Below are 25,521 nucleotides of genomic sequence, written 5' to 3' on the forward strand. Positions count from 1 at the left end.
ACCGGTCGTGCACATTTATTAGCCTCTCCCCCATGACAGTCGACGGCCGCCTGGCGCGCGGGGACCGCACCCGCGCCGCCGCGCTCGACGCCGCGGTGGTGCTGGCCACCGAGGTCGGCCTGCACGGGCTCTCCCTCGCCCAGCTCGCCGACTCGCTCGGGGTCAGCAAGTCCGGTCTCTTCGCGCACTGGCGCTCCAAGGAGGCGCTCCAGCTCGCCACCGTCGACCGGGCGGTCGAGCAGTGGCAGGAGCTGATCGTCGCGCCGGCGCTGCGCGCGCCCGTGGGCGTGCGGCGGCTCTGGGCGCTGCACCAGGCCCGGATCGACTTCTACGCCGCCCGGGTGCTCCCCGGCGGCTGCTTCTTCGCCAGCACCGACTTCGAGTACAACGCCCGGCCCGGCCCGGTCCGGGACCGGCTCGCCGAGGTGTTCGGCCGCTGGACCGCGTTCCTCGAACGGCTCGTCCGGGAGGCCGTCGACGCCGGCGAGCTGCCCGCCGACACCGACGCCGCCCAACTGGCGTACGAGATCGACGCGCTGGGGATCGCCGCCGCGATGCGCTCCCGGCTGCTCGACCCCGACACCACCTACCGGCACGCCCGCCAGGGCCTGCTGCACCGCCTGCGGGCGCTGTGCCCCGATCCGACCCTGCTACCGGAAGGCCACCCATGAGCCACGCCATCGTCGACCAGCCGGCCGTCGAGTTCGGTCACGTCGAGCACGTCACGGTGCACTTCGACGACCTCGACGCCCTCGGCCTCCTGCACAACGCCCGGTACGCGGTGCTGCTGGAGCGGGCGCTGACCCCGTACTGGGCGGAGCGGGGCATCTCCTTCGCCGGCGGGCGGCAGATCGCCCCCGACACGTTCCACGCCGTACGCGAGTTCAGCATCACCTACCGCGCCCCGATCACCGGGACCGGGCCCGTGGCGGTGCACTTCTGGCTCGAACACTTCGGCACCAGCAGCGCCGAGTACGCGTACCGGTTCCGCTCGACCGACGGCGGCACCGTCTACGCCGAGGGCCGGCGGGCGATCGTCCGGCTCGACCCGGCGACCCGGCGGCCCACCCCGTGGACGGAGGCCGCCCGCGCGGTGGCCGCGACCCTGCTGCGCCCCACCCCCGCCCCGGCCCCCGCCTGAGCGAAGAGGGGCGCCGGAACGAACGACGCGGGCCGGGCGGGGGACGGCGCCGGACCGCGCGCGGGGCACCTCGGCGGAAGGCGGACGGACGGCACGGCCGGTGACGGGCACCCGCGTGCCTCGGCGTCGCGGCCGACCGAGCAGGGGCGGGTCAGCGGAAGAAGGCGCGCAGCAGCGCGGCGCTCTCCGGCTCCAGGACGCCGCCGTAGACCTCCGGCCGGTGGTTGAGCCGGCGGTCGCGCAGCACGTCCCAGAGCGAGCCGGCCGCCCCGGTCTTCGGCTCCCAGGCGCCGAACACCACGGTGGACACCCGGGCCAGCACCAGCGCGCCCGCACACATCGTGCAGGGTTCGAGGGTGACGACCAGCGTGCAGCCGTCGAGCCGCCAGCGGCCCAGCCGCTCGGCGGCCCGGCGCAGCGCCAGCACCTCGGCGTGCGCGGTCGGGTCGCCGGTCAGTTCCCGCTCGTTGCGCCCGATCGCCAGCTCGGCGCCGTCCGGCCCGTAGAGCACGGCGCCGACCGGGATGTCGTCGGGCCCGCCGTCGTCGCCCTGGCCGGGGGAGGCGGGACCGGTGACGGCGACCTCCAGCGCCCGGCGCATCCAGACCTCGTGCCGCTGCCGCCGGCCGGCGCCGTCCGGGTCGGCCAGCCCCTCCCGCGCGCCGGGCCCGGCCCGGCCGGCCGAGCCCGGGGTCGGCTGTCCCGGCCGCACGGTCCCCAGGGCCGGATCGGTGGCGTCGGCCGGCTCGCCGCCGCCCGCCCCCGCGCGGCCCGGCCCCACGGGTCCGTCAGACCTCACGCAACTCCTCGACCTCGTCGGCGCAGCCGAGCACCTGGCAGACCTCGGCGGTGACGTCGGCGGGCATCATGCCCTCGTGCGCGCAGAGGTTGAGCAGCTTCTGCGCGGAGATGCCCAGGTCGGCCAGGATGTCGGCGTCGCCGACCGGGTCGGCCTCGGGGTCGACGGCGGGCTGCTCGGTCTCCTCGTCGCCGGAGGCGGCCGGGCGCGGCTCGTCGGTGTCGTCCAGCCCGGTCACCGAGGTCTTCAGGTCCCCCACCAGCAGCGCGCCCAGCCGGGACTCCTCCGCGTACGCGGAGTCGGAGCCGAAGACCCGCAGGTCCTCGCCCTCGTCCAAGCGCAGGATCACCAGATAGGCGTCGTCTGCCTCGACGAAGAGCAGCGACAGGTCGGCGTCGGGGTCGACGTCGCGCAGCCGGTCGGCGACGTCGTCGACGTCGGTGGCACCCCGCAGGTTCACCTCGGCGGCGGTCCAACCACTGTCGTCACGCACGGCCGCCGCAGCGAAGTACGACACGGTCCCCCCAAAAGCCTCGGTACGCCCACCCGTTACGCGTGCACGTTAGCCGGTCGGGTCGGCGGGCGACCGGTCAACGCCCCGAAGGGCAGACCAATCCCGGGAAAACTCGTCAGCCGGCGACGCGACGACGGGTGGCGATCAGCTCCCGGAGCCGCTCGCTGCGCACCCGCTGCGGCCGCTCGCGCTGGCGTACCGCCCGGGCACCCGCCAACTCGGCGAGGAGCTGCTGGCGACGACGGCTGCGCTCGGGGTCGAGCCGCGGAGTGGTCCAGGCCATACCGCCGAGCGTGCCGAGTCCGGGCGGCCGCGTCAAGACGGGATTCGCTGCGCAGCCGGCCCGCGACGCAGCGTCGCCGGGCCCGCCGCCGCGAACCGGACGGCCGCGACGGAAGCTACCAGAGCGGCCAGTCCCCGCTCGACGCCCAGCGGACCGCCACGACGGCGGCGGCGATGCTCCACCCGCCGGCGGTGACGATCGCGATCCCCGTGGCCACCCCCCGGTCGCCGGCCCGCACCAGCAGCAGCGCGACCAGCCAGGCCAGCGCGCCGGCCAGCAGCGTCCACCAGGCGTACTCGGGCACGCTGCGGCCCAGCAGGCCGAACAGGACGAGCCAGGCGGTGGCCGCGCCGCCGCCCGCGGCGACGCCCGCGCCGGTGACCGGGTGCGGCTCGCGGTAGGTGGGTCGGGGCGGCGGGCCGGCCGGGAAGAGCCCCGAGGGGGCGCGGGGCGCCGGGCGGAAATCCGGTTCCGGCGGATAGGCGTACCGTCCGGTCGTCACCGACCCCTCCCTCCGCCGTGGACCTCGTCCCACCGTACCGACTCTGTCAGGATGTCCGGATGCCCTCGCCGACGATCGGACGCCGCCGCGCGCGTCCGGCGTACCCGGTCCTGCTGCTGCTCGTGCCGGCGCTGGCCGCCGGCTGCGCGACGAGCCGGCCCGGGACGGCACCCGGCACCCCCCGGCCGAGCCCGCCGGCCACGGCCGCGCAGCCGGCGCCCGCCACCCCGACCCCCGTCGCCCCGACCGGCCCGTCGGCGGCGCCGACCCGCGCCGGGCTGCCGCACGTCTTTCCCGTACGCGCTGCCGACGTGGCCTACCACCCGACCCACTCGGCCTACCCGGGGACGGACATCTTCGCCGACTGCGGGGAACCGGTGGTGGCGGTGACCGACGGCGTGATCCTGGAGGTCAGCCGGGTGGACCGGTTCGACCGGCGCGGGCCGCGGGGGCCGTACAACGGCGGGCTGTCGGTCTCGCTGCTCGGCGACGACGGGGTGCGCTACTACGGCTCGCACCTGAGCCGGATCGCCGACGGGATCGACGCCGGGGTGCGGGTACGCGCCGGGCAGCGGCTCGGCGCGGTCGGCCGCACGGGCAACGCCAACAACGTCTGCCACCTGCACTTCGGCATCTCCCCGCCGTGCACCGGCCGGGACGGGTGGTGGATCAGGCGGGGCGTGGTCTGGCCGGCGCCCTACCTGAGCTCGTGGCGGCGCAAGGGCAACCGCGAGCCGGCCGCCGAGGTGTCGGCCTGGCACCGCCGGCACGGCTGCCCGAAGGCCCCGGCGACGACGGGCTGACCGGGCCCGGCGGCCGGAGCTCGTCGAGCGCCTCCCGGGGCCGCGCCGATTCTCGGCATCAGCGGTTCACCGCGCGGAAACATTGACGAATGTCTCGCCGCTGGGCTAGCGTCCGGCGGCAAAGAGAGCGCTCTCTGAGCCACCTTTCTTCACAATTCCCCCGCCGGTCGCGCCCGTCCCCGACCGGCCACTCCCGACCGGAGGCACCGTGAAACCTCCCCCGACCCGCCGCGCCTGGGCCGTGGCGGCCACCTCCGCCCTGGCCCTCGCCCTCGGCGGCCTCGCCGTCGTGACCACCACCCCCGCCGAGGCCGCCACCGTCGGCGCCGGCAGCTACACCACCGACCGCGTCGGCCCCCTCCCCACCGGCTGCGGGGACATGACCACCAATCCCCGCCAGTTCGCCACCGCCGACGCCCCCGCCGGGCCGATCCCCACCAACGACTGGTGGTCGTCCCTGCTGTGGAAGCGGACCAACTGCTCCTACAGCGAGCCGCTGCACGCGCACCCCGTCTCCTACCAGCCCTTCGGCGACGGCCTCGGCCTGTCGGCCACCTCCACGCCGACGGTCAGCGGCACCCCAACCGGCGTCGGCGAGTTCAAGTACGCGTACGCCGAGGACATCCGGGTCGGCGTGGCCGCGCTCGGCGCCCCCGTCGTCAAGGTCGACGGCTGGACCGACTGGACGGTCACCCCGTACTGGTCGGACGGGGCCCGCACCATGCGCGCCACCATCGGCCACGGGCTGCCGTTCGCGTACTTCCGCACCAGCGGCGGCGACGCGCTGGTCAACGCCACCGGCGGCAGCGCCACCGTCTGGTCCAACAGCGGCGCCACGATCGGCTTCACCGTCCGGGGGCACGACTACGTCGCGTACGCCCCGACGGGCGCGACCTGGACCGTCAACGGCGGCCGGATCACGTCCAACCTCGCCGGGAGGGGCTACTTCTCGGTCGCCCTGCTGCCCACCACGCCGGGCACCGACGCCGCTTCCCGAGCCGAGCTGGCCGCCACCTTCGGCCGGTACGCCCACGCCCACGTCACCGGCACGCGCGTCTCGTACGCGTACGACCCGGCCACCAGCACCGTCAACACCACGTACGCCCTCACCACGACCGCCCGCGAGGGCACCGCCAACCGGACCGTCGTCAGCCTCTACCCGCACCAGTGGCGGGCACTGACCGGCGCCACCCCGCTGGCGCTCACCTACCCGTCGGCGCGCGGCCGGATGAAGGTGCTCACCGGCGTCGACGCGTTCCGCACCTCGATGAGGTTCCAGGGCGTCCTGCCGGAGGTGCCCGCCGTGGCGACCGGCGGCGGCGCCGACCTGACCACGCTGCGCAACCACCTCGCGGCCGTCCGGGGCAACCCGATGGACCAGCGCGGCGGCGACACCTACTGGACGGGCAAGGGGCTGGGCCGGGCCGCCCGGATCGCCGAGATCGCCGACCAGGTCGGCGACGCCGAGACGCGTACCGCCGCACTGAACGCCATCCGGAGCACGCTCACCGACTGGCTCACCGCCACACCCGGGGAGACGTCGAGGCTCTTCCACTACGACCGCAACTGGGGAACGCTGATCGGCTACCCGGCCTCCTACGGCTCCGACCAGGAGCTCAACGACCACCACTTCCACTACGGCTACTTCGTCGCGGCCGCCGCCACCCTGGCCAAGTTCGACCCGGCCTGGGCCCGGCAGGACCAGTACGGCGGCATGGTCGACCTGCTCATCCGGGACGCGAACAACTACGACCGCGCCGACAACCGCTTCCCGTACCTGCGCGACTTCGACATCTACGCCGGTCACGACTGGGCCGCCGGGCACGGCTCGTTCCACGCCGGCAACAACCAGGAGTCCTCGTCGGAGGGGATGAACTTCGCCAACGCCCTCATCCAGTGGGGCCAGGCCACCGGCAACACCGCCGTACGCGACGCCGGCATCTTCATCCACACCACGCAGGCCGCGGCGATCCACGAGTACTGGTTCGACGTGACCGACCAGAACTACCCGGCGGCCTTCGGGCACTCCACGGTCGGCATGGTCTGGGGCGACGGCGGCGCGTACGCCACCTGGTTCAGCGCGGAGCCGGAGATGATCCAGGGCATCAACATGCTCCCGGTCACCGGCGGGCACCTCTACCTGGGCCAGCACCCCGCCGCCAACCGCGCGAACTACCAGGAGCTGGTGCGCAACAACGGCGGCGAACCGACGGTGTGGCAGGACATCCACTGGCAGTTCCTCGCGCTCGGCGACCCGGACGCGGCGCTGGCGAAGCTGCGCGCGAACCCCGGGTACACCCCGGAGGAGGGCGAGAGCCGGGCGCACACCTTCCACTGGATCCGCAACCTCGCCGCCCTCGGTCTGGTGCAGACCGGGATCACCGCCAACCACCCGCTGGCGGCGGTGTTCCAGCGCAACGGCGCCCGCACCTACGTCGCGAGCAACATCACCGCCGTACCGCTGACGGTCACCTTCTCCGACGGCACCCGGCTCGACGTGCCCGCCGGGAGGACGGCGACCGCAGGGGCGCACACCTGGAGCGGCGGCACCGCGACCGGCGGGGTGAGCGGCACGACGCCGCCCACGACCACCCCGCCGACCACGGCCCCGCCGCCCACCACCCCGCCGCCGTCGGCGGACCTGCCCACCCGGTACCTGCTGCCCGGCGGCGGCCTGGCGGCGGCCGGCGGCCCGACGACCGCCACGGTCGCCGGCGCCGGCGGCACGAACCACGACGGCACGCCGACCAACCCGCAGGTGTTCACCGCGACGGGCCTGGACCTGGCGTACGCCGGCGGGCAGACCGCGTTCGACCTCTTCCTCGACGCCGGCACGGCGGTCGGCAACGGGGTGCAGGTGCGGATCTCCTACGACCTGACCGGCAACGGCGGCTGGGAGCGGGTGGAGACCTACCGCTACTTCGCCACCGACCCGGTGCCCGGGTACGAGCGCTACACCCAGCAGAGCGGCCTGCACTCCGCCACCGGCGCCCTCGGCAACCTGTCGAACGGCACGGTGCGGGTGGAGGTCTGGTCGGCGATCGGGACCAACCCGACCACCCTCGGCATCGGCGACAGGTCCCTCGTCAGGCTGCCGTACGCCTGATCCCCGCGCCCCGCGCCGCCGGTCGTCCCTGCGACCGGCGGCGCGGAGGCGTATTTTCCATGGAATGAGCGCCCGGGACCCGATCGCCGATCTCCGTCGGATCGCCTTCCTCCTGGAGCGGGCGAACGAGGCGACCTACCGGGTCCGGGCGTTCCGCTCGGCGGCCACGGCCCTCGCCGCGCTGCCGGCCGGGGAGCTGGCCGAGCGGGCTCGCACCGGCAAGCTCACCGAGCTGCCCGGGGTCGGCGACGTGACCGCCCGCTGCGTCGCCGAGTCGATCGCCGGCGAGGAGCCGGTCTACCTGCGCCGGCTGGTCGCCACCGAGGGCACCGACCTCGACGCGGAGGCCACCGCCCTGCGGACCGCGCTGCGCGGCGACTGCCACACCCACTCCGACTGGTCCGACGGCGGCTCACCCATCGAGGAGATGGCGCTCGCCGCGGTCGAGCTCGGCCACGAGTACGTGGTGCTGACCGACCACTCGCCCCGGCTGAAGGTGGCCCGGGGGCTGACCGCCGACCGGCTCCGCCGCCAGCTCGACCACGTGGCCAAGGTCAACGAGGCGCTGCCGGAGGGCTTCCGGATCCTGACCGGCATCGAGGTGGACATCCTCGCCGACGGGTCGCTCGACCAGGACGAGAAGCTGCTGGCCCGCCTCGACGTGGTCGTCGGCTCGGTGCACAGCGGCCTGAACGACGACCGGGCCAGGATGACCCGGCGGATGCTGACCGCGATCGCGAACCCGCACCTGGACATCCTCGGGCACTGCACCGGGCGGATGGTGTCGTCCCGGCCGGCCGGGGTGAAGGGGCCGGGCGACCGGGCGCACCGGCCGCGTACCCGGGCCGAGAGCGACTTCGACGCGGACGCCGTCTTCGCCGCGTGCGCCGAGCGGGGCGTGGCCGTCGAGATCAACTCGCGGCCGGAGCGGCAGGACCCGCCGAAGCGCCTGATCCGTCGGGCGCTGGAGGCCGGTTGCCACTTCGCCGTCAACACCGACGCGCACGCGCCCGGCCAGCTCGACTGGCAGCGCTTCGGCTGCGAGCGCGCCGCCCGCTGCGGCGTGCCTGCCGACCGGGTGGTCAACACCTGGGACGCCGACCGGCTGGTCGACTGGGCGCGCGGCCACTCCGCGGCCTGACCGCCGACCCCGCCCGACCGCCGGGCGTGGCCCGGCGTGCCGGTCGGTGCGTCACCGGCGGCTCAGCGGTGGGCGGCGGGGGCAGGGGCAGGGGCGGTGGGCGCGACGGCCGGCGCGGGGGCGGCGACGCCGACCGGGGCGGGACCGCGCCGGCCGAACATGCCCTGCGAGACGGCGACGCCGAGCAGCACGACCAGCGCGCCGACCGGCTGGTGCCAGGTGAGCCGCTCGCCGAGGACGAGGGCGCCGATCAGCACCGCGAAGATCGGGATCAGGTACGTCACGGCGGAGGCCGTGCTCGCCCCGGCGACCCGGATGTTGCGCATGTTGATGACGAAGGCGAGCCCGGTGCCGAGCGCGCCGAGCGTCAGCACGCAGGCGAGCACCTCGGCCGAGAGGCCGGTCGGCGACGGCGGCGCCCCGGCGACGAACGGCGCGACGACCGCGAGCTGGGCGGCCGCGATCAGCAGCTGCGCCGCCGAGAGCGAGAGCCCGGAGTGCGCGCTGCCGGCGACGAACTTCTTCTGGTAGGGGATGGCCACGCCGTAGCAGGCGGCCGCGCCGAAGCACATCAGTTGGCCGACGAAGTGCGCCCCGCCGACGCCCTTCCAGACGCCGAGCACCACCAGCACGCCGACGAAGCCGAGCGCCAGCCCGACCGCCCGGCGCGCGGTCAGCCGCTCGGTGCGGAACACCAGCACCGCCAGCGGCAGCACGATGATCGGGGTGGTCGCGTTCCAGATGCCGGCGAGCATCGACTCGACCCGCTGCTCCCCGTAGCCGAAGAGGGTGAACGGCACGGCGACACCGAACGCGGCGACCACGGTCAGGTGCGCCCAGACCCGGGGCTCGGCGGGCAGGCGTTCCCGGAGGACGGCGAGCACCACCAGCAGCGTCACCGCGCCGGCGCAGACGCGGTAGAGGGTGAGGTGCAGCGGGTGCAGCTCCTCGATGCCGACCTTGATGAAGAGGAAGCTGGAGCCCCAGATCGCAGCCAGCGCGATGAACCCGGGCAGCCAGCTGCGCAGCGCCACCCGGTCAGGAGTCAACTCGGCCGTCACTCCTGACACTCTGCCGCAGCCCTACGACATTGTCCCGCGCCTTTTCGGCCGCCGTGTCGACCACCACAGCGGCCGTCCCACCGCTCGGGATCAGGTGTCGGGGGGCCGCCGCCGGGGGCGGGCGGGGCGCACCCGGGCCGGTCCGGTGCCGGCTGCCGCGACGACTGCCCTGAACACCGCAAACACGCGCGACAACGTGGCCGCCGCTTCGCGTAGGGTCGCAGCGTGGGACGAATTGATGACCTCGCCAACAGGTACGTGGCCGAGTGGGCGCCGCTGAGCCCGACCGGCGCCACCTACGTCGGCATCGCCGGCTACGACGACCAGCTCGACGACCTGTCGCCCGACGGGTACGCGGCCAAGGCCGACCTGATCCGCCGGACCCTGGCCGACCTGGACGTCACCGAGCCGGAATCGGAGTCGGAGCGGATCGCCAAGGACGCGATGCAGGAACGGCTGGGCCTGGACCTCGCCCGCCACGACGCCGGCGAGACGGCCAGCGAGGTCAACGTGATCGCCAGCGGCCTGCACGAGGTGCGCATGGTGTTCGACCTGATGCCGACCGAGGGCGACGACGCCCGGGCCAACATCGCCGCCCGCCTCAACGGTTTCGCGGGCGTGCTGGAGGGCTACAAGGCGACGCTGCGCGAGTCGGCCGCCGCCGGTCACGTCAGCTCCCGGGTGCAGCTGGTCGAGGTGGCCAAGCAGTGCGACATCTGGACCGACCCGAACGGCGACAACTTCTTCCACGGGCTGGCCGAGCGGCTGAACGCCGACGGCACCCTCGGCGCGGAGCTGCGGCGGGGCGCGGCGGCGGCGACCGCGGCGACCGCCGAGTTCGGGCAGTTCCTCCGCACCGAGCTGGCCCCGCTGGGCCGGGAGAAGCAGGCCGCCGGCCGCGAACGCTACGAGCTGGCCTCGCAGTACTTCCTCGGCGCCAGGGTCGACCTCGACGAGACGTACGCCTGGGGCTTCGAGGAGCTGGCCCGGCTGGAGGCCGACATGCGGGCGGTGGCCGCCCGGATCGTCGGCCCCGGCGCGACCATCGACGAGGCGGTCGCGGCGCTCGACGCCGACCCGGCCCGCACCATCCAGGGCAAGGAGGCGTTCCGGGACTGGATGCAGGCGCTCGCCGACAAGGCGATCAGCGACCTGCACGGCACCCACTTCGACATCCCGGAGCAGGTGCGCCGGATCGAGTGCTGCCTCGCCCCGACCAGCGACGGCGCCATCTACTACACCGGCCCGAGCGAGGACTTCTCCCGCCCGGGGCGGATGTGGTGGGCGGTGCCGCAGGGCGTCACCGACTTCTCCACCTGGCGCGAGGTGACCACCGTCTACCACGAGGGCGTGCCGGGCCACCACCTCCAGGTCGCCCAGACCGCCGTCCGGGCCGAGCTGCTCAACCGCTGGCAGCGCCTGCTCTGCTGGGTCTCCGGGCACGGCGAGGGCTGGGCGCTGTACTCGGAGCGGCTGATGGACGAGCTGGGCTACCTCGACGATCCCGGCGACAAGCTCGGCATGCTGGACGGGCAGGCGTTCCGCGCCGCCCGGGTGATCGTCGACATCGGCATGCACCTGGAGCTGGAGATCCCGAAGGACAACCCGTTCGGCTTCCACCCGGGCGAGCGCTGGACGCCGGAGCTGGGCTGGGAGTTCATGCGGGCGCACTGCCGGGTGCCCGACGAGAACCTGCGCTTCGAGCTGAACCGCTACCTCGGCTGGCCGGGGCAGGCCCCCTCCTACAAGGTGGGCGAGCGGATCTGGTTCCAGGCCCGCGACGAGGCGAAGGCCCGCAAGGGCGCCGACTTCGACCTCAAGGAGTTCCACCGCCAGGCGCTCGACCTGGGCTCGCTCGGGCTCGACCCGCTGCGCAAGGCGCTCGCCCGACTCTGAGCGAGGCGGTGCGGGGCCGGAGGGACACCGGCCCCGCACCTGGTCTCGGGCGGGGCGAGCTCAGTCGAGGGTCAGCCTCAGCCTCGGCCGGGCGGTCAGCGTGTCGCTGCTGACGAAGGCCAGGTCCATGGCCGGGTCGGTGAAGCTGATCGGGATCGGCGAGGTGATCGGCAGCCCGTCGGGGAGCGGCAGGTCGGGAGTGAGCGTGATCTTGATGCCGAGCAGCCGACCGACGAAGCGGGTGGCATAGAAGGCGACGTTCCCGCGTACGGTCAACCGGCCGGTGGCGAAGCGCATCGTCCGGCCCGCCGGGCCGGGCGTGCGGAGCAGGAAGTCCTCCGTGACCGCCTCGTCCATGCCGAACTTCAGGACCTTCACGGTGCCGTCGGCGGTGGGCAGGTCCACGATGCCCTCGAACCGCAGCCCGACCATCGTCACCTTCGAGCCGGTCAGCTTCGACGGAACGGCCGACACCGGGGGCTGCCCCGGCTCGGCGGCGATCCGCGGCAGCGGCCGGCCCGGCTCCACCGCCGCCGGGCGGCTCGGCTTCGGCCGGGCCGGGCCGCAGGCGGGGCCGCTGGTGGGCCGGCGGGTGGCCGAGGGGCCGGCGCTCGGCGCGGCCGACGGCGTCGGGCCCGCCTTCTCCTCGTCGTCGTCCCGGCGGCCCCCGCCCAGCAGGTCCCCGATGCCCTCCAGGATGTCGGTGACGATGTTGCCGCCCCGGTCACCGTCGGCCCCCGACGAGGGGGACGGGCCCGGGGTGGTCAGGGTCGGCGCCGGGCTCGCCGCGCCGGTGGGCGCGGGCCGGGCCGGGCAGCCGGGAGCCGGCGGCGGGGCGGCGTGCGCCGGCGCGCGACCGGGCACGGCGAGGACCACGGCGGCGGAGAGGGCGAGCAGCGCCGGGAGCACCGCGTACGCCCGCGGGTCGTGTCGGCGGGGCGCGGGCGGCGGCGCGGCCTCGGGCCTGGCGTGCCGCGCCGCCCCGGTTGGGCCGTCGTACGCCACCGTCGCCGCCTCGGCACCGGCCGGCGGGGGCGCGTCGGCGCCCTCGTCGCTCCCCCGTAGGTCACCGACCGGCCCGGTCGGCGGGGGCGCGTCCGCGCCCTCGTCGTTCCCTCGCGGGTCGCCGACCGGCTCGGCCGGCGGGGGCGCGTCCGCGCCCTCGTCGCTTCCTCGCGGGTCACCGACCGGCCCGGCCGGCGGGGGCGCGTCCGCGCCCTCGTCGTTCCCTCGCGGGTCACCCGCCGGCGGCCGCCGCCCACCGGACGGCGCGGGTTGGGGATCCGGCGTCCAGGCGAAGCCGAGGGCGCTGCCGACCATGCCGAGCAGCAGCCCGACGAGGAAGCCGCCCAGGTTGACCCCGATCAGGGAGAACAGCGCGGTCACCGAGGCGACGACGGCGTAGAAGCTCCGCTGCTGGGGGCTGGACCACATCAGCAGCCCGCAGGCCACCAGGACGGTGGGGATCAGCCAGGAGAGGAAGCCGGTCGGCCCCATCTGGAAGGTGAGGCCGCCCAGCGACATCTGGGTGGTGCCGAAGATCTCCAGACCGGCCAGCACGGTCAGCAGGCCGCCCCAGAACGGTCGCGACCGCCGCCAGCGGCGGAACCCGTGCCACGCGTCGCGGAACCGGCCGCGCCGGACGGGTTGCGGGTCGACGGTCGTCACGTACGCCTCCTGCCGGGGCTGGGGGGGCAGGGACGGGACCCACGGCGCGTACGCCCCGCGGGCCCCGGGATCAGGTCAGAAGCATTCCTTGGCGTCGGCGCCGACGTTGACCTTCATCGTCAGGCCGGTCAGGTTGAACGTGCCGGCGTGGGTGGAGCGGGCCACCTGCCGCAGGTCCTTGATGACCACCGTGTCGGCCTGCTGACCGAACGCCTTCGCGTCGCCCTTCGCGCCGGCCGGGCCGCCGGTCAGCGTCGCGGCGTCCTGGCCGATGTTGATGTCCTTGAACGTGGCGTCGCCCTGGAGCGAGTCCATGTCGATCATGAGGCCGGCTGCGGTGGCGGGCTTGCCTCCGCCGCCGGCGTTGATGGTGAGCACCACCGGCGCGCCGGGGACCCTGACGGACTGGCAGAGGTCGTAGAGCTTGGCGTTGCGGATGCCGGAGACCGCCACGGGGTGCTTCCTGCCGTCGGCCTCCTCGGCGATGCCGCCGTACTGGACGAAGCCGGTGCCGCGCAGCTCGGACGCGGAGACCTTGAAGGTCTGGCCCGACACGGCGAACGAGGCGGCGATGGCGCCGTTGGCCATGCCGAAGACGATCCCGCCGGCGACGGCGGTCGCGGGCACCAGCATCGCGGCGAAGCGCCGCCACCGGGTACGACCCGGGTTGTCGAGCCGATCCTGCACGGGTTCCTCCTCGGGGATGTCGCGCGGCGGCCGGTCGGCGGACGGGAGGACCCGACCCGGGCCTCGTCTCCTGTTACCGGCAGGTAACGAATGTGCCGCTGATGCTGCTCCTCTGCCGCGCGCCCCACAAGGCCCCGATTACCAGCCGGTAACACCCGAGGCGGCCGGCGGGCCGACGCCGTGACGGACGGTAGACGAAGGCGGGCCGGGGGCCGGCCGACGAAGCCCGCAAAAGTGGACGGTTGACGCCAGGTGTCGTCACCCTCGGCAACCAAGCCATCGATGAGTCACGATTGAATAACGAAGCGGCCGGGCCGGCGGAACGACGAAGGGGTGGACCGGCCCGGTCCACCCCTTCGCTCGCGATCAGCGTGCGGTCAGCGCCGCTCCACCTCGCCCGACGCCGGGCGCTGGCCCGGCACCGCCGGGTTGGCGACCGTTGGCTGCTCGGCGGTGTCGTACGCCGCCGGCTGGTCGGTCCGGGTCGGCGTCGGGTCCGCGTCCGCCCGGTGCCGCGCCTCGCCCGCCGACGCGGCGGCACCCCGCCGGGCCACCAGCAGGCCGGCCGCGGCGAGCACCAGACCGAGCAGCGCCAGCCCGATCGGGACGTACACCCCGACGAGGCTCAGCTTCTGCCGGTTGTCCTCGGCCCGCTTCGCGGAGGCGGTGATGGTCTCCTCGTTGTACGAGAAGTCCGCGTCCAGCAGCGTCGTCGGCGCCCCGACGTCCGGCACCAGGGTCTTGCGCTGCATCTCGCGCACCTTGAGGAACACGCCGGTCACCGGGTCGATCCAGATGGTCCGGGTGTTGCTGTAGAGGACCTTGCCGGTGCTCGCGCCCGGCGCCAGCGCGCCGAGCAGCAGCTTCACCCGCTCCTCCGGCAGCTGCTGCTGCTCCTCGGTGATCACCTGCTCGTAGCGGTAGGACTCGATGCCCTTGATGACCTCGGTGCCCTTGAACTCGGCCGGCCGGACGCCACGCACGTCACGGTCGTAGATCTGGTAGGTCTTCTTCTCCGCGCCGAACGGGAACTTGTACATCTGGCCGGAGAACTGCACCTTCTCCCGCGTGCCGGTGTCGTCGAGGTACTGGTCGTTCCACTCGACGGCGGCGCCGGAGACCCGGTCGAGCGCCAGCGCCAGCCCGTACGCGCTGACCAGCTCCTTGGTGTCCGTCCGCTCGACGGTCTGGCCGACCTGCCAGACCACGGCCTTGCCGTCGAGGTCGCCGGAGAGGTCGCCGGTCGTCTTCGCGTCGGGCGAGACGCGAATGGTCGACTTCAGGTCGGCGCGGTTGATCGCGATGTTGCCGTTGGTGATCTGGAGGAAGGTCGCACCCTTCGCCTCGGCGACCGAGGTCGACGCCTCCAGATCGTAGGGCAGCTTCGCCACCGCGGGCCTGACCACGAGCACGAGCCCGGCGGCCAGCGCCAGGAGCAGTACGCCGCCGCCAAACAGCACGGCACCTATGGCGCGGTGCTTCATCTTCTTCCTCCCCGGAGGAGTTGAGTTTCGCCGCTGTCGATGAGGGATGGCCGCGAGGTTACTACCTAGTCACTTAGCACCGCGACCCCCCGGTCAGCTCTGTTTTTTCCGCCGCGCCGGCCGATCGCGTCCCCGTCCGGCGCAGGACGAGCAGAAAGTTCCAGGCCGCCACTTCCCGGATGCCGGGGAGCCGGATGACCCACCGCCCCCACCACGGGTGGTAACGCGGCAGGGCGTCCAGCACCTCGACGTCGCCGTTGCCCCTGGCCCAGCGCAGCGTGTCGGCGATCGAGGTCGGGAAGAGCGTCTCCCGGAACCGGTTCTTCGGGGGGCGGCCGTTGCGGCGCTGGTAGCGCCGCCGGGCCCGGTCGCCGCCGAGGTAGTGCCACGGCGCGGTCTCGTGCCCGCCCCACGGCGAGAACCAGGGCGTGAAGGACACGAAGAGCACGCCGCCGGGGCGCGTCACCCGGACCATCTCGTCGAGCATCCGGGCCGGCTCCGAGACGTGCTCCAGCACGTTGGACGAGAACGCCACGTCCACGGCGCCGGAGCGGACCGGCAGGGCGGTGCCGCTGCCGCGGAGCATGCCGGCGACGGAGTCCCCGGCCGCCGAGAAGTCGCCCACGTCGGGATCCAGCCCCACGTAGTGCGCCCCGGCGGCGCGGAAGGCCGCCGCGAAGTAGCCCGGGCCGCCGCCCACGTCGAGCACGGTCCGCCCGGCGAGCGGCGTGTAGCCCGCGACCTGGCGGACGGAGTCGTCGGCCAGCAGCCCGTAGAAGTGGTCCGGGTCCGTCTGCTCGACCAGGAAGGCCCGGAACAGGGCCACCGACCGGCCGAACGTGGCGAACCCGCGGCGGGCCGCCGGCCCGCCGGCCTCCTCGAATGCTGCGCTCATCGCGCCACCGTCCCGTCGTCGTCCCGATCCGTGGCCCCGGCCGGCCGCCCGGCGTCCGGGCCCGGCGTCACGTCTCGCGCATCCGTCGCGCGGGCGGCCCCCGCCTCCGCGTCCGGCCTCGCCGCAGGGGCGCCGTCACCGCCGACCAGCCCGGCGGCGCCCGGCCCAGGAGCGGCGGCGCCCGGGTCAGCAGCGGTGTCGCCCGGCCCGGCGGCGGTGTCGCCCGGTCCACCGGCGGCGACGCCCGGGCCACCAGCGGCGGCCGGGGGCGGCGGGGTGCCGGGGGCCGGGAGCACCGCGGCGACTACCGCCGCGACGGCGACGAGCATCGCGCCCTGCGCCCACGGGCCGTACGCCCAGTCCTGGCCGTGGCCCTGGAGCCGGCCGGTCACCGCCGTCACCGTGGCGACGGTGAGCGCGCCGAACACCACCACCGGGAGCGCCCGGCGGGCGAACTGCCGCAGCAACATCGCGGCCAGCACGATCGCGACCGGCAGCACCCCGCCCAGCGCGGCGAGCAGCACCACCAGCAGCACGCCGGCGACCCAGGCGGGTCCCTCGGCCGGGGTCCCGCCGCGCGCGGCCGGCACCGCGCCGGACACCGCGCGCCGGCGCACCGGCAGCAGCGCCAGCAGCAGCACCCCGAGCGCCGTCACCGCCCCGGCCGCCAGCCCGCCCCGGTACGTCCGGTCCGGCGCGAACGTCAGCCGGACCTCGCCGGCCGCACCGGCGGGCAGCACCCACGCCTGCTGCCACCCGTCGACCCGGGTGGCCGCCAGGGAGCGACCGTCCAGGGTCGCCCGCCAGCCGGCGTTCGCGTTCTCCGGCACCACCAGCAGCGCCTCGTCGCCGGCGGCGACCCGCACCCGGCGGTCCGTCGGGTTCCAGTCGAGCACGCTCACCTCGCGGTGCCGGGGCGCGGCCGCAGCCTCCGGGCGCAGGGCGGCGTCCTGCACGACGAAGCCGGCCGACGGCGACGTCGCCAGGCGGTGCCCGCCGGCCTTCAGGTCCACCTCGGCGCCGGTGGCGCCGCAGACGGTGACCGGCAGCGGTCGACCGGTGAGCAGGTCGGCGAGGGTGCCGGCGACGGACGTGTCGTAGCGGAGCCCGTCCAGCTCGACGACGGGCCCGGAGCCGCACCGCTCGACCACGCGCGTCGCGCCGGCGATCGGCCGGAGCAGGTCCGTCAGCCCCGGGATCTCCACCTCGGCGATGCCGGCCGTCGCCGTCCACCCGTTGCCCCGCCGGTCGGCCACCCGCTCGTCGGACTCCCGCACCACGATCTCGATCCGGTCCGTCCGGACCGCCGGGAAGCGGACCACGCCGTCCGCGCCGACCGGCAGCACCCGGCTGGCGCCCGGCGTACGGACCTCGACCGAACGCGGCAACGAGCCGACCGGCAGCTCCGCGGGACGCAGCCGCAGCTCGGCGATCCGGCGCGGCTGCGACCAGTTCAGCCGCAGGGTGGGCCGCAGGTCGCCGGCGTCGGCGAGCCAGGCCGTCCCCGGATCGCCGTCGACCGCCGCGAACGCGGCCACGGCCGGGTCACCGGCCAGGTAGGACGAGGCGGCGGCCCGGACCGGCACGCCGGACAGCGACCACTGCCCGCCCGGTCGGGGCACGGCGGTGAGGGCCAGCCGGAACGTGCCCGCGGCCTCGCTCTGGAACACCCGGTCCACCCCGAGCGGTTCCTCGCCGACCCGGGCCAGGAACCGGTCGCACCGGATCACCGTCCCGGCGGGCCGCAGGCCGGAGCCGGTGGCCGGCGCGGCGTCCGACCCGGAGCCGGCGGCGACCGGGAAGCAGGCGGGCCGGTCGGCGGGCCCCCGGCTGAACGACCAGGCGACCGGGCCGGCGAAGCCGGTCGGCGTGTCGGCGGGGACGCGCAGCGCCCGGCGCGGATCGGTGCCGTCGATGTCGAGCCGGCTGATCCCGACTCCGCCGTCGAGGCGCCCGCCGGCCACCGCCAGCACCGTGATCCGCACCCGGCTGGTGGAGCCCGGCAGCGTGTAGTAGGGGTGCGCGCCCAGCGTGCGGGCGACCTCGTGGTCGACCGAGCCGCGGTCCGTGGTGACCCGGAACCGCGTCACCGGCCACCCCACCCCGAGGTCGTCGACGAAGGCGAGCCGCACGCTCGACACCTCGCGGGGCGTGTCCAGGTCGACCTGGAGCCACTGGCCGACGGGCCCGGCCAGGGGCGCCGAGTGCCAGGCCGTACGCTCGTCGCCGTCGATCGCGGCGAAGGGCAGGTGCGACGGGTCGGCGGGGGCGAAGCTGTCGACGAAGCTGAGCGCGCTGGAGGCGGTGACCTCGCGTACGCCCTGGTAGGTGGCGACCGTCTGGTGCTGGTCGCCGGGGAACGGCAGCAGGTCCAGGGCGACGCGGCCCTGCCGGCTCGCCTCGGCCGCGGTCAACGTCTGGCTGAGGTTGTCGCGGACCCGGCCGATGTCGCGCTCCCGGCGGCGCAGCCCGTCGGTCACGATCCACGACTCGTCGTCGCCGCCGTCGCGGAAGCCGGCCCGGTCGCCGGCCAGCACCACCGGCCGGTCCCGCTCCACCAGCCCCTGCTCCAGCAACGGCAGCAGCGACTCCGGCCCGCCGCTGACCGTCGGCACGTCGGCGGTGAGCACCGCAGAGGCGGCCGGTACGGACCGCCGCACCTCGTACACCTCGACCGCCGGCAGCGGACCGGCGTCGTCGTCGACGGGGCTGCCCGGCGTACGGCCGAAGGTGGTGGTGCTGCCGAAGGTCGCCACCCGCGTGATCCCCGGCGACCCGGCGAGCGCCCGGCGCAGCGCCGCCACCGGCGGCGCGTCCACCTGCGTACGGTCGATGTCGTTGCGCAGCAGCAGGTGCCGGAACCCGGAGCGGGCCAGGAAGTCGGCGAGGCCGGCCGAACCCCGGCCGTGGGCCAGGACCGACTCGACGGTGTCCATCATCCGGGTGTTGCCGGCCGAGCCCAGCGGGACCTGGTGGCGCACCGCCCAGGGCGCCCCGGCCAGGGCCTGGAGCGGCTCGTCGACGGAGCGCCCCCACTCGTACTGGCCGAAGCCGGAGCCCGGCACCATCAGGGTCCGGGCGAACGCGTCCCGGTCCGCCAGCCAGGTCGCCGCCGCCCGCCAGTGCGGCGGCAGGTCCGACCAGCCCGGCCCGGGCCGCAACTGGCCCAGCCAGGCCGGTGCGGCGGCCCCCAGCACCAGCAGCAGCACCGGCACCAGCAGCAGCGGGCGCAGCCGGAGGCCCGGGCGGCGCCGGGCGCCGGCCCGGTGCAGCCGGGTGATCCACGCGTCGACGCCGTGCGCGAAGCCGAGCATCAGCGGCAGCCGCAGCACCGGATCCAGCTTGTGCACGTTGCGGAACGGCGCCAGCGGGCCGTCCAGCAGGTCCCGCACCGTCACGGAGATCGGGCTGTCCAGGCTGCCGACGTAGCCGATGGTGAGCAGGGTCAGCCCGGTGAGGAAGCCCAGCACCAGGAAGCGGCGCTCGGGCAGCAGGTTGCCGGCCAGCCCGGCCAGGCCGACCAGCGCCACCACGGCGGTGAGCGTCATCAGCACCGGGTTGTCGATCAGCAGCCAGCCCGCCGGCCACCACGGGTCGCCCTGCACGATGTACGCGACCCACTGGTTGGTGCCGCGCACGGCCTGGAAGAGCGAGGCCACGGCCGTCGTGGTGGTGGACGACTCGATGTAGTCGAGGAACGGCAGGCTGTACTCGCCGAGCAGCAGCAGCGGCACGATCCACCAGAGGCAGACCCCGACGACGCAGAGGCACCACCAGCCCACCAGCCGCCGGTGCTCCCGGTCCCAGCGGCGGGTGAGCAGCCAGACCCCGGGCAGCAGCAGGGCGAGCAGCACCACCGCCGCGTTGATCCCGCCCATCCCGAGCACGGCCAGCGCGGAGAGCGCGGCGGCCCTTCTCGGCGACCCGATGCGGCGCACCAGGACCAGCGGCAGCAGCACCCAGGGCAGCATCGCGGCGGAGAGCGTCTCGGAGGAGAGCGCCCCGATCTCGGTGAGCATCCGGGGGGCCAACGCGTAGGCGAGGGCGGCGGCGTACCGGGTCGGCTCCGTGCCGATGCCCAGCGCCCGGGCCAGCCGCAGCAGGCCGTAGAACGCGGCGGCGAGCAGCAGCGCGGTCCACACCCGCTGGGTGATCCACGGCGGTACGCCCAGCAGCTGGCCCCCGGCGAAGAACGGCCCCATCGGGAACAGGTAGCCGTACGCCTGGTTCTGCAGCTCGCCCGAGGTGGCCTCGGGGTTCCACAGGTGCAGCGACCGGGCCATGAAGTGCACCGGGTTCGCCGCGAGGTCGAGCTTGGTGTCGAAGGTGACCTGCCCGGGCCGCTGGAGGAACGCGATCGCCGTGAGCAGCAGCAGCGACAGGACCGTGCCGGGCGCCTCGCGGACCGCGCGCGCGAACCGGCGCACCGGCGTCACCGCCGGCACTCCGGGGGCAGGCAGCTCAGGTCGGCGAGCGCGGAGAAGAAGATCTGCCGGATGCCGCTGGGCTGCTCGGTGCGGAACACCTGCCCGCCGGTGACCTTGGTGATCATCTTCAGCTCGTCCGGGTCGACGTCCTTGCCGAGCCCGATGAAGACGATCGGCAGCGGCCGGCGCGGGTCCTGCAACTCGGCCAGCTCGGCCAGCAGCCGGGACCGGCCGATGCTGTCGCCGTCCTCGTTCCGCCCGTCGGTCATGATCAGCACCAGGTTGATCCGCCCGGGCGTCCAGTGCCGACGGCCGTTCTGGTACGCGGCCAGCGTCGTGTCGTAGAGCCCGGTGCCGCCCTGGGGCTTCACCCGGACGGCGGCCAGCTCCTCGGCCAACCGCTCCCGCTGCGTGGCCAACGGGCCGACGGGCAGGACCTCCCGGTGGTCCCGGTCGCCGTCGACCTTCGTGGAGAAGACCCACACCCCGAGTTCGGTGTTGTCGAGCAGCAGGCCGGAGCCCTCCCGGGCCGCCTTGAGCGTGGCCCCGAGCCGGGTCTCGTCCGAGCCGGGCACCTGCGCCGCCATCGAGCCGGAGATGTCCAGCACGGTGAGGATGCGGGCGCTGCGCTGAACGCCGCTCCAGCCGGTCAGCGCGTCGGTGACGGCCTCGTCGGCGGGCAGCGGGGCCGGCTCGCGTACCTCCGGCGACAGCCGGCCGTCCCGGGGCACCGCCGGCGGGAACCCGGCCGTGGTGCGGAAGCCGTACCTGGTCAGCGTGTCCCGGGCCTCGACGGCGAGCAGGCTGGTGAGGAGGTGGGTGGCGGCGTCGCGGACCGGGCCGCGGGCGGCGGGCAGCACCGCGTACGGCAGGTCCAGCGCGGGGACGGCGACCTCCGGGTACGCCGCGACCAGCTTGTCGCCGGTGGCCAGCGCGTTGTAGCCGAGCACGGTCTGCTCGCTGACCGCCACGGCGTCGGCCTTGCGCGGCAGGCCCGACCCGGCCGGCAGGGCCCCGCCGGGGCCGGGGGTGAACGTCCGGTTCGCGAGCCGGCGCAGCACCGCGGCGGCCGACGCGGCGGGGTCCCGTTCCCCCGCGGCCAGGCCGCGCACCCCGAGCACCGCCCCGACGCCGGCCGGATCGGCGGCGGGGTCGGGCAGCCCCACCGAGACCGAGCGCGCCGTGGGGCCGATCAGGGACCGCCAGGTCAGCGGCTTCGCCGGCCAGCCCAGCCGGCGGGCCACCGGTTCGGTCACCGCGAGCACGACCGGCGTGCTCGCCACCGACGTGCCCTGGGACGGCACCTCGAACGCGCCGGCGTCGCGGGCCCGGCGCAGCCAGAACGTGGACTCCGGCACCCAGGCGTCGGCGACGTCGACACCCCTGGCCAGTTCCGCGGCGACGGCGGTGGACTCCCGGGCCTCGACCGCGACCGACACGCACGGCCGGGTGGCGAAGCTGGCCCGGACGATCCGGTCCAGGGCCGGCGCGACCACCGGGGCGGCGGCGACCCGCAGCCGGACCCGCTCCTGGCATCCCGAGGCGTCGCGGTCGGACCGCACGTACGCCACCGCGGCCCACCCGGCCAGCAGCAGCGCGAGCGCCGCACTGAGCAGCACCACCGGCGACCGCCGGAAGAGGCGCCGCACCGCGGAAGCGTCACGCAGCACGCCCGTCACCTCCTCGTCATCGCCGGATCGGGGGTGTCCGGCAGCAGGTAGGCACCGCGTCGCGCCGGGCGACGCCGGCTACCGTACGCGGTCGCGCTGCACACCCTGCCAAGCTTTTCCGCCGCCGGCAAACCCCTGGCGACCGGCCGTGACCGAACCGCCGCCGACGCGGCGACCCATTGCGGATGTGACCCACGTCGCCCTAGGGTGGCGCGAATCCGCTTCATTACTCGCCGGTAGGAGTAGCGTGGACAACTCCGACACCCCCTCGCGCCACGTACTGTTCTTCAACTGGCGCGACACCACGAACCCGGAGGGCGGCGGCTCCGAGGTCTACGTCGAGCGCATCGCCGCCGAACTCGTCGCCGCGGGCCACCGGGCCACGCTGTTCTGCGCCGCGCACGGCAACGCCGGCCCGGCCGAGACCACACCCACGGGCGTACGCGTGCTGCGCCGCGGCTCCCGGATGACGGTCTACGCCCGGGCGGCCCTGACCTGCCTGGCCGGCCGGCTCGGATTCGGACCGCTGGGCCGGCGGGGCCTCGGCCGGCCGGACCTCGTCGTCGACGTCTGCAACGGGGTGCCGTTCTTCGCCCCGCTCTACGCGGGCCGCCCGGTGCTCGCCCTGGTCCACCACGTGCACCGGGAGCAGTGGCCGGTGGTCTTCGGCCCGTTGATGGCCCGGCTGGGCTGGTGGATCGAGTCGTGGCTGGCGGTGCGGCTCTACCGCCGCTGCCGCTACGTGACGGTGTCGGAGGCGAGCCGGGCGGAGCTGGCCGCCCTCGGCGTGGACGCGGAGCGGATCGACGTGGTGCCCAACGGGACGCCGCCGGTGACCGGCCCGCCGCTGCCCCGTACGCCGCATCCGTCGCTGCTGGTGCTCGGCCGGCTGGTGCCGCACAAGCGGGTGGAGATCGCGCTTCGTACGGTGGCGGAGCTGGTCGGCGATCTGCCCGACCTGGAGCTCGTGGTGGCCGGCCAGGGCTGGTGGGAGCAGCCGCTGCGGGAGATGAGCGAATCGCTCGGCATCGCCGGCCGCGTCCGCTTCGCGGGTTTCGTCAGCGAGGAGGAGAAGCACGCCGCGCTCTCCTCGGCGTGGGTCGCGCTCACCCCGTCACTCAAGGAGGGCTGGGGGCTGACCATCGTGGAGGCCGCCGCCCGCAGCACCCCCACCGTGGCGTTCCGCTACGCCGGCGGCGTCGCCGAGGCGATGGTCGACGCCGAGACGGGCCTGCTCGTCGACGACGAGGAGGAGTTCACCGCCCGGGTCCGCGAGCTGCTCGCCGACGACGTGCGGCGCAAGGCGATGGGCGAGGCGGCGCTGCTCCACGCGGCCCGCTTCACCTGGGCGGCGACGGGCGCGCGCTTCGCCCGCCTGGTGGCGCAGGTGGCCGCCCGGCCCTGAGCCGGAGACAGCACGAAGGGCGCCCGCGTCGCGGGCGCCCTTCGTCGTCGTGGTTCAGCGCGTGCCGTACAGCGGAGCCTCGGTCCCCTGCTCACTCACCTTCGAGTTGGCGGCCTCCTTGGCGGACGGGCTGAGCGCATTCGCCAGTCCGACGCTCCCGAGCAGGCCGAGCACGACCCCGAGTACTCCGACGGCGACGAACGCGGGCAGGTTCCTCATCCACCTTCTCCTTCCGCGGGACTCGCGTGCCGGGACGCTACCACGCGGTAGCCTACCCGCGCAGTGGCCGAAAAAACGATCCCCATCACCACCGTTCCGGCCAACACGTGGGCCAGTCCCACCGGGCCGGGCCCGGCCGGCGGGGCCGGCGGCGACCAGTCCGGGTTCTCGTAGAGCGTCAACTCGGGTCCCGCGTGGACGGCCCGCAGACCGGCCAGCGCGGCCGGAGCCGGGGCCGGGCCGGCGGCCCGCTGCACCAGCACCCACCGGGCCCCGGTCGTCGACAGCGGCGCACCGGCGGCGAGCACGTCCCGCACCCGCCCGGCGCGCGGATCCTCGCCGGCCACCGCGACCCCGCCCACCCGGAGCGTGTCGTCGATCAGCACCGGCACGGCGAGGTACCGGGGCGCCGGGTCGATGACCACCTGGCCGTGGTTCCACGGATGGCTCTGGTACTCCTGGAACGGCAGCGAGATCACCTCGCCCGGCCGCTCGGCGGTCAGCCGCGCCGCCGTCGCCCAGTCCGCCGGCCAGGTCACCGGCCGCAGCCGGCCGGCCCCGCCGAAGGCCAGGTCGGGCAGGAGCGCCACCGGCAGCAGCGCCGCGCCGACCAGCAGCACCCGAGCGGTCGCCGCGTCGAAGCGGGCCGCCAGCCGGTCCGCGAGGCGTTCCGCCCCGAGCGCGCCGGCCACCGCCAGCGCCAGCGCGTACGGCACCAGCAGCTTCTGGCCGTCCCGCACCAGGCCGGCGCCGGGCACGGTGGCGACCAGCCAGCCCAGCAGGCCCGCGCCGCCGGGCAGCACGCCGAGCGCCGCGGCCAGCCACGAGGCGGCGGCGAGCAGGCCGAACCGGTTGGCGACCGACGGCGGCCAGCGCCGGCGCAGCAGCGGGAGTCCGTACCCGGCGACGGCCAGCAGCAGCGCGGTCGCCAGCGGGACCAGCACGACGCCCCGCGACGCCGGGGTGGTCTGCCCGTTCCAGATGCCGCCCGTGCCCGCCAGCGCCGCCAGCGGACCGGCCCAGTTCTCCGCGCGCGCGGCGAACGCCGCCACCCCGGCCGGGTCGGACCGCCCGGCGCCGTCGCTGGCGAGGCCCGCCACCAGCCACGGCGCGTTGAGCAGCACCGTCAGCCCCACCCCCAGCGACGTCGACCGCAGCGCCGCCGGATACCGCCCGGGCAGCAGCACCGCAACCGCGACCAGGGCGAGCACCCCGCCGGTCGGCGTGATCGCGGACGCCGCCGCCGCGAGCAGCAGCCGGGGCAGCCCGCCCCGGCCCGCCCGCACGTCGAGCGCCGCCCGCACCAGCCAGGGCAGCGCGGCGTACGCGACCAGCAGCCCCCACTGCCCGATGAGCAGCCGCTCGGCCAGGTACGGCGTCCAGGCGTACCCGACAGCGGCCACCGCGCGGACCGCGACCCGGTCGGCCGGCACCAGCCGGGCGGCGCCCAGCGCGGCGAGGTACACGATCGCGGCCAGCACCAGCCGTTGCAGCAGCCAGCCGGGCACCACCTGGCTGGCCAGCGCCACCACCGCGTCCTGCGGGACGGCCCGGGGCAGCGCCGAGGCCGGGGCGATCGCCTCCCAGCTCAACGCCTGCCGGGGCACGAAGACCATGTCGTAGCGGAGCACGTACCCGGGCAGGGCCAGCGGGGCGAGCACCACCGCCGTCACGGCGGCGGCCACGCCGTGCGGCACCAGCCGTTCGCGCATCCCCTGGACCTCACCACTGCCGGGCGCGGCGACCGCCGCGCTGGTGGCGGCCACTGTACGCGGGCCCGTTCGACCCCCGGGAAATCCGCTGACCGGACGGGACCGCGC

Annotated in this window: 20 protein-coding genes; 7 read left to right on the plus strand and 13 right to left on the minus strand. The window is 75.4% G+C overall.

The window, feature by feature from the left end; genetic code table 11:
- The first annotated feature begins 32 nt into the window (after nucleotides 1-32).
- A complete protein-coding gene (locus ACWENR_RS00480) occupies nucleotides 33-671 on the plus strand; it encodes a TetR/AcrR family transcriptional regulator (RefSeq protein ID WP_452274927.1) in 639 nt (212 codons plus the stop codon).
- Nucleotides 668-1,141, plus strand: coding sequence for an acyl-CoA thioesterase (locus ACWENR_RS00485; RefSeq protein WP_452274928.1), 474 nt, complete (start codon nucleotides 668-670; stop codon nucleotides 1,139-1,141). The genes ACWENR_RS00480 and ACWENR_RS00485 overlap by 4 nt, the downstream gene beginning before the upstream one ends.
- A gap of 151 nt (nucleotides 1,142-1,292) precedes the next feature.
- Here ACWENR_RS00485 and ACWENR_RS00490 read toward each other — a convergent pair whose 3' ends face one another.
- The 4 genes from ACWENR_RS00490 to ACWENR_RS00505 form a co-directional block, all read right to left on the minus strand.
- On the minus strand, nucleotides 1,293-1,853 hold the full coding sequence (locus ACWENR_RS00490) for a nucleoside deaminase (protein ID WP_452274960.1): 561 nt from the start codon (nucleotides 1,851-1,853) through the stop codon (nucleotides 1,293-1,295).
- Between the two features lie 76 nt (nucleotides 1,854-1,929).
- On the minus strand, nucleotides 1,930-2,457 hold the full coding sequence (locus ACWENR_RS00495) for a tRNA adenosine deaminase-associated protein (RefSeq protein ID WP_452274929.1): 528 nt from the start codon (nucleotides 2,455-2,457) through the stop codon (nucleotides 1,930-1,932).
- 112 nt (nucleotides 2,458-2,569) lie between these two features.
- Nucleotides 2,570-2,737 (minus strand): hypothetical protein, encoded by a 168-nt coding sequence (locus ACWENR_RS00500; protein WP_350709602.1) that lies wholly within the window; start codon nucleotides 2,735-2,737, stop codon nucleotides 2,570-2,572.
- Between the two features lie 115 nt (nucleotides 2,738-2,852).
- Nucleotides 2,853-3,239, minus strand: coding sequence for a hypothetical protein (locus ACWENR_RS00505; protein ID WP_452274930.1), 387 nt, complete (start codon nucleotides 3,237-3,239; stop codon nucleotides 2,853-2,855).
- Nucleotides 3,240-3,298: 59 nt separating this feature from the next.
- Between ACWENR_RS00505 and ACWENR_RS00510 the strand changes: the two genes are divergently transcribed.
- The 3 genes from ACWENR_RS00510 (at nucleotide 3,299) to ACWENR_RS00520 (ending at nucleotide 8,289) form a co-directional block, all read left to right on the plus strand.
- Nucleotides 3,299-4,042, plus strand: coding sequence for a M23 family metallopeptidase (locus ACWENR_RS00510; protein ID WP_452274931.1), 744 nt, complete (start codon nucleotides 3,299-3,301; stop codon nucleotides 4,040-4,042).
- A gap of 208 nt (nucleotides 4,043-4,250) precedes the next feature.
- Nucleotides 4,251-7,148, plus strand: a complete 2,898-nt coding sequence (locus tag ACWENR_RS00515) for a glycosyl hydrolase (protein ID WP_452274932.1) — start codon at nucleotides 4,251-4,253, stop codon at nucleotides 7,146-7,148.
- A 64-nt stretch (nucleotides 7,149-7,212) separates the two neighbouring features.
- Nucleotides 7,213-8,289 carry a PHP domain-containing protein gene (locus ACWENR_RS00520; RefSeq protein WP_452274933.1) on the plus strand — a complete coding sequence of 359 codons (1,077 nt, stop codon included), beginning with the start codon at nucleotides 7,213-7,215 and terminating at the stop codon, nucleotides 8,287-8,289.
- Between the two features lie 62 nt (nucleotides 8,290-8,351).
- On the opposite strand, the gene ACWENR_RS00525 is transcribed toward ACWENR_RS00520, so the two are convergent.
- Nucleotides 8,352-9,350 (minus strand): DMT family transporter, encoded by a 999-nt coding sequence (locus ACWENR_RS00525; RefSeq protein WP_452274934.1) that lies wholly within the window; start codon nucleotides 9,348-9,350, stop codon nucleotides 8,352-8,354.
- 225 nt (nucleotides 9,351-9,575) lie between these two features.
- Here ACWENR_RS00525 and ACWENR_RS00530 point away from each other — a divergent pair, with 225 nt between their 5' ends.
- Nucleotides 9,576-11,246 carry a DUF885 domain-containing protein gene (locus tag ACWENR_RS00530; protein ID WP_452274935.1) on the plus strand — a complete coding sequence of 557 codons (1,671 nt, stop codon included), beginning with the start codon at nucleotides 9,576-9,578 and terminating at the stop codon, nucleotides 11,244-11,246.
- Between the two features lie 60 nt (nucleotides 11,247-11,306).
- Here the strand turns inward: ACWENR_RS00530 and ACWENR_RS00535 are convergent, their stop codons facing one another.
- From ACWENR_RS00535 to ACWENR_RS00560, 6 genes are all read right to left on the minus strand, one after another.
- A complete protein-coding gene (locus ACWENR_RS00535) occupies nucleotides 11,307-12,914 on the minus strand; it encodes a DUF6114 domain-containing protein (protein ID WP_452274936.1) in 1,608 nt (535 codons plus the stop codon).
- Between the two features lie 75 nt (nucleotides 12,915-12,989).
- Nucleotides 12,990-13,601: a DUF6230 family protein gene (locus ACWENR_RS00540; RefSeq protein WP_452274937.1), complete on the minus strand. Its 612-nt coding sequence runs from the start codon at nucleotides 13,599-13,601 to the stop codon at nucleotides 12,990-12,992.
- A gap of 377 nt (nucleotides 13,602-13,978) precedes the next feature.
- Nucleotides 13,979-15,085, minus strand: a complete 1,107-nt coding sequence (locus ACWENR_RS00545; RefSeq protein ID WP_452274938.1) for a DUF3068 domain-containing protein — start codon at nucleotides 15,083-15,085, stop codon at nucleotides 13,979-13,981.
- A 73-nt stretch (nucleotides 15,086-15,158) separates the two neighbouring features.
- Nucleotides 15,159-15,980 (minus strand): class I SAM-dependent methyltransferase, encoded by an 822-nt coding sequence (locus ACWENR_RS00550; RefSeq protein ID WP_452274939.1) that lies wholly within the window; start codon nucleotides 15,978-15,980, stop codon nucleotides 15,159-15,161.
- Nucleotides 15,977-20,407, minus strand: a complete 4,431-nt coding sequence (locus ACWENR_RS00555) for an alpha-(1->3)-arabinofuranosyltransferase (protein ID WP_452274940.1) — start codon at nucleotides 20,405-20,407, stop codon at nucleotides 15,977-15,979. Before ACWENR_RS00555 ends, ACWENR_RS00550 begins: the two co-directional genes overlap by 4 nt.
- 5 nt (nucleotides 20,408-20,412) lie before the next feature.
- Nucleotides 20,413-22,077, minus strand: a complete 1,665-nt coding sequence (locus tag ACWENR_RS00560; protein WP_452274941.1) for a substrate-binding and VWA domain-containing protein — start codon at nucleotides 22,075-22,077, stop codon at nucleotides 20,413-20,415.
- Nucleotides 22,078-22,324: 247 nt separating this feature from the next.
- Between ACWENR_RS00560 and ACWENR_RS00565 the strand changes: the two genes are divergently transcribed.
- Nucleotides 22,325-23,482, plus strand: coding sequence for a glycosyltransferase family 4 protein (locus tag ACWENR_RS00565; RefSeq protein WP_452274942.1), 1,158 nt, complete (start codon nucleotides 22,325-22,327; stop codon nucleotides 23,480-23,482).
- Nucleotides 23,483-23,536: 54 nt separating this feature from the next.
- On the opposite strand, the gene ACWENR_RS00570 is transcribed toward ACWENR_RS00565, so the two are convergent.
- Both ACWENR_RS00570 and ACWENR_RS00575 read right to left on the minus strand, forming a co-directional pair.
- Entirely contained in the window at nucleotides 23,537-23,701 is a 165-nt protein-coding gene (locus ACWENR_RS00570) for a hypothetical protein (RefSeq protein ID WP_176737344.1), read from the minus strand.
- Nucleotides 23,698-25,413 (minus strand): hypothetical protein, encoded by a 1,716-nt coding sequence (locus ACWENR_RS00575; protein ID WP_452274943.1) that lies wholly within the window; start codon nucleotides 25,411-25,413, stop codon nucleotides 23,698-23,700. The genes ACWENR_RS00570 and ACWENR_RS00575 overlap by 4 nt, the downstream gene beginning before the upstream one ends.
- Nucleotides 25,414-25,521: the final 108 nt, after the last annotated feature.

The sequence above is a fragment of the Micromonospora sp. NPDC004336 genome, from assembly GCF_053602615.1.